This window comes from Corynebacterium sp. 212_CJEI (genome assembly GCF_001055915.1).
GTDB lineage: Bacteria > Actinomycetota > Actinomycetes > Mycobacteriales > Mycobacteriaceae > Corynebacterium > Corynebacterium jeikeium_D.
Window position 1 is genome coordinate 1 of record NZ_JVPT01000004.1, and the last position, 4210, is coordinate 4210.

Annotated in this window: 5 protein-coding genes; 4 read left to right on the forward strand and 1 reads right to left on the reverse strand. The window is 61.1% G+C overall.

The window, feature by feature from the left end; genetic code table 11:
- Positions 1-164 precede the first annotated feature (164 nt).
- Entirely contained in the window at positions 165-839 is a 675-nt protein-coding gene (locus ADB02_RS00070) for an O-methyltransferase (protein ID WP_049189280.1), read from the reverse strand.
- 158 nt (positions 840-997) lie between these two features.
- On the opposite strand from ADB02_RS00070, the gene sigE reads away from it, so the two are divergent.
- The 4 genes from sigE to tatB all read left to right on the forward strand — a co-directional run bounded on the left by sigE (position 998) and on the right by tatB (position 4109).
- Positions 998-1651: an RNA polymerase sigma factor SigE gene (sigE, locus tag ADB02_RS00075; protein WP_049171940.1), complete on the forward strand. Its 654-nt coding sequence runs from the start codon at positions 998-1000 to the stop codon at positions 1649-1651.
- Between the two features lie 51 nt (positions 1652-1702).
- The gene (locus ADB02_RS11080; protein ID WP_053087264.1) at positions 1703-2095 is read left to right on the forward strand and encodes an anti-sigma factor family protein; all 393 of its coding nucleotides are present in this window, start codon (positions 1703-1705) and stop codon (positions 2093-2095) included.
- Positions 2095-3414 (forward strand): S1C family serine protease, encoded by a 1320-nt coding sequence (locus ADB02_RS00085; protein WP_049189281.1) that lies wholly within the window; start codon positions 2095-2097, stop codon positions 3412-3414. Before ADB02_RS11080 ends, ADB02_RS00085 begins: the two co-directional genes overlap by 1 nt.
- A 110-nt stretch (positions 3415-3524) precedes the next feature.
- Entirely contained in the window at positions 3525-4109 is a 585-nt protein-coding gene (gene tatB, locus ADB02_RS00090; RefSeq protein WP_049189282.1) for a Sec-independent protein translocase protein TatB, read from the forward strand.
- Positions 4110-4210: the final 101 nt, after the last annotated feature.

The following is a 4210-nucleotide window of genomic DNA, read 5'->3' on the forward strand; positions in this document are numbered from 1 at the left end:
TCCTGGTCGAAAGTGGTGATGCATTCACCGCCTGAACCTACCGGGTCACTTTTGTCATAAACGCAGTCAGTAACTTGGCTTGACCCGCCGCCGCTGTCATAAACGCAGTCAGTAACTCGGCTCGGCCCACCGCTGCCGCTAGCCGGCCGGCCAACAGTAGAAAACTACTTCTTCACCAGCACAGTGGTGCCAGCTGCTAGAGGTAGGCGCATCACGTAAGCGTCGTCAAGCTGGAGCATATATTCGTCGGCTTCACGGGCAGCGACGGTGTCACGGTCAGTGCGTGACGAGTCAGCGACAGTGCCGTCGAGGAGCGCGCCGGTCAGGACGAGCGCGCCACCGGAGCGAAGCAGCGGCCAGGCCTTTTCCTGGGCGGCGCGGAGGATCGCCGGGGCGACGTCCAAGTAGACCAAGTCGTAGGAGTCGGCGGCCAGTCGATCCATGACCTCCAGTGGCTGCGAGGGCAGGAAGCGCTGTCGGTTGGGGCGGATGCCTGCGGCTCGGAAAGCGGACTTCGCCAGAGACTGGTGCTCGAGCTCCGGGTCGATGCAGGTGAGAACGCCGTCATCGCCGAGACCCGCGGCCAGGTGCAAACCGACGACGCCTGCCGCAGGCGATGCGATGACAGCGGCAGGGTGACCGTCGCGGCGGGCACTGGTCAGAGCCATGAGCGAGGTCAAAGCGGCGCCGGTCATCGTATCGGGGACGGCAACTCCGTATTCGCGAGCGCTCACTCGGGCGCTTTCAAGGGCCTCGGAGACTACGGTCGTGTTGTTGACGTGCTGTGCAATAGCGTCACGTGCGGATAGCGGGGTAGCAGAAGAACTCGTTTCGGACACGCTTTATAGCGTAGGAAAAAACTTCGGGCAGGGTAGCGGGGCGCGCCGGTCAGTGCCGGACTAGGTGGGTAAACAAGCCTCAAACTTGTCTGGACTCTCAAACTATTTTCAGGGTAAGGTCACTACAAACCTAAGGTTGGTAAGGAACACTGAACTTCATGCCCGAACGAGTCAAGTCCGAACGAGTCAGCGGAGGCGCCAGCCGCGAGGACGCCGCGTCCGCTGACGTAACTGAGCAACTGTCCGGCACCGCGGCTTTTGACGCAGGTGTGGGGGAGATGCCGTCGTGGTCGGAGCTGGTTCAGGCCCACGCGGATAGTGTTTATGGGCTCGCATATCGGTTGACTGGTAACCAGCAGGACGCGGAAGACCTGACGCAGGAGACATTCATGCGTGTGTTCCGCTCGCTGAAGTCATACCGTCCCGGCACTTTTGAAGGCTGGCTGCATCGGATTACCACTAACCTGTTTTTGGATATGGTCCGGCATCGGCAGGTCATCCGGATGGAGGCGTTGCCGGAGAACTACGACCGTGTCCCGGGTACGCTGAAGACCCCGGAGCAGGCCGTCGATGACGCGATGCTCGACCCGGATTTGGAAATCGCGCTGGCTGAGCTGCAGCCGGACTATCGCGCGGTGGTTGTCCTCTGTGATGTGGTGGGGCTGACCTACGAGGAAATTGCCAGCACCCTTGGGCTCAAGATGGGCACTGTGCGTTCGCGTATTCACCGGGCACGTTCCAGCTTGCGGGCGACGTTGGAGCGCCTGGAGAAGGAACGACAGGAGCTGCCGGAGTCGGTCACCGCAGGCTAGATTTCCCGCACTCAATCCGCGGGAGCGGCTATTGTGGGGCTAGTTAAATAGGTGCGATTTCTGGAGGTGCTGCAGTCTGTGATTCAGCAGGGCGATGACAAGCGTTTTTTGTCAACGGAGCATCTCGGCACCGAGGCAATTGCCGCTTTTGTTGACGGCGAGTTGTCGGTCGTAGCTGAGCGTCGTGCGCAGGCGCACCTGATGGCATGCCCGGAATGTCGCCGGGAGGTCGCGAAGCAGCGGCAGGCGGCCAAGCGTCTGCGTGATAGCGCGCCCTTGCACATTCCAGCTGAGCTGCGCGCTCGTATTGCTGATTTCGCAGGCAGTTGCGAGGACTCAGAGTCCCATCGGTCGGCGCGGCATCTCGCGCACCGTCCGCCGGAGTCGCTGAGCGCTGCGTTGGAGCAGATCGTTCGTGGTTTTCGTAAAGGTGGTAGTCACTAGTGGGCAAACATCGCTCTTTCGATGATTCCGCGTTTGCCCCGGACTCCGATCGTGCCGCCGCAACTGGCGGGTTACAGCGTGCTCCAGGGCAGAAGCTTGACGACGACACCAGTGCCACCGCCCAAGAGTATTCGCCGTGGCAGGATTCGTCGTCACGCATGACGACGGGGCGTCCAGCCCGCAAACCCGAAGCGAAAAAGAAGCCTCGCCCGAAGACGGCTCCCCGCGTCAGCGCGCGGGAAGTGATTTTTGGCCGCGAGGTGCCGTGGCGTGTGATTGCGGCGTCGTCGGCCGTGGTGCTGCTCATTGGCGGTGTTGGTGGCTTTGTTGGCGGTTGGGCTGGCAAGACTTTCCGCTCGGACTACCAGCGTGTGGAGCTGCAGCAGATCGAGGGGCGGCCGGGCAACGGTGATTTGACTGAGATCGGCAAGGTGGCGGAGGCTCTTCGTCCCGCGGTGGTGTCGATTGCGGTCAGTGCCGGTGAGGTCTCGGGCGTGGGCTCGGGGTTTGTCATTGATGGTGACGGTCATATTTTGACCAATAACCACGTCGTTTCGGCGGTGGCGGATCGGCAGGATATGCAGGTCTCCGTAACGTTTTGGGACGGCGGAAAGCTGAAAGAGGTGCCGGCCAAGATTATTGGCCGTGACCCGAAGACCGACCTCGCTGTAATTAAGGTCGAAGATGTTGCGGGGCTGACTGTGGCGCAACTTGGTGATTCCAACGCGGTTGCGGTCGGTGACACCGTGATTGCGATGGGCTCGCCGCAGGGGCTCGGCGGCACGGTGACCTCGGGAATTGTCTCCGCGCTTAATCGGCCGGTGCGCCTGGCCGCTGAAGGGACTGACACGGACGGCTACGCCGATGCGATTCAGACCGATGCCTCCATCAACCCGGGTAACTCCGGTGGTCCGCTGGTGGATATCCGCGGTGCCATTATCGGTATTAATACGGTGATTTTCAGTAGCTCGGGTGGCTCACAGGGGTTGGGCTTTGCGATTCCAATCAATTCAGCCGTTGCCATCGCTGAGCAGCTCATTGCCGGTGAGCAGCCGGTTCATCCTGGGATTGGCGTGACAGTGCGCACGGTTTCCAATGGCGCACTGACTGGTGCCGAGATTGCCAGCATCCTGCCGGGAGGTGTTGCCGACCGGGAAGGCCTGCAGGAAGGCGACGTGATTACGGCTGTGGGAGACCGCGCGGTATCGTCCGCAGATGAGCTCACGGTGGCGCTGTGGACTGTTGGCGCTGGTAATGAGGCGGTATTGAAGATCGTTCGTCACGGAGCCGAGCTGGAGGCGAAGATCACGCCGGAGTAGGGGGCGCTGGTTTCGGCCGGTTTCGGCTGGTTTCTGCGGACTTAGCAGATTTGGTGGATTTGGCCACGCAATGCTGCATGCGAGGTGCACTGTAACTAAGGTGGTATAACGTGTTTTCTAATGTTGGCTGGGGCGAGATTCTTGTCCTCTTTATCCTCGGACTAATTCTCATCGGACCTGAGCGGTTGCCGAAGGTAATTGAGGACGTCCGCGCATTGCTTCTGGCTGCGCGCACCGCAATCAATGACGCACGCGATAACCTCTCGGACGAGTTCGGTGAAGACTTCGATGATCTTCGCAAGCCGCTGCAGGAGCTCAACGATCTCCGTCGTCTCAACCCGAAGACCGCCATCACCAGGACGCTTTTCGACGGCGATGACACCTACCTGGACATGCTCTCCGGTAAGCCCGCAGCGGGTGGTGGCGGAACTGGTGCAGCCGGAGCTGCAGGAGCGGCAGGAGCGGCTGGGGCTGCGGGTCAGCAGTACCAGCAGTCCAATACGAGCCAGCCAGTGCAGCCGGCTCCGACGCAGCAGCCAGCCCCGCAGCCAGCCCAGCAGCCGGGAACGTGGCAGGATCCAGTTGCCCAGGCCCGCCAACAGCAAGCGCAACAAACACCACAGCAGCCGCAACAACCGCAACAACCTCAGCAGCCCCGTGGGGTGCAGGCCTGGGTCGACGACGACAACCTATAGCGGTCGCAAACCGTTCCCGACCGCAAGTTACTGACTAGGTTTATGACACTTTGAGCAGGTAGGTTCAGGCGGTGAATGCATCACCACTTTCGACCAGGAGA

What these genes read in the sequence shown, in the direction of transcription:
- sigE (WP_049171940.1), top strand. Translation starts at nt 998, where the DNA reads ATGCCCGAACGAGTCAAGTCCGAACGAGTCAGCGGAGGCGCCAGCCGC.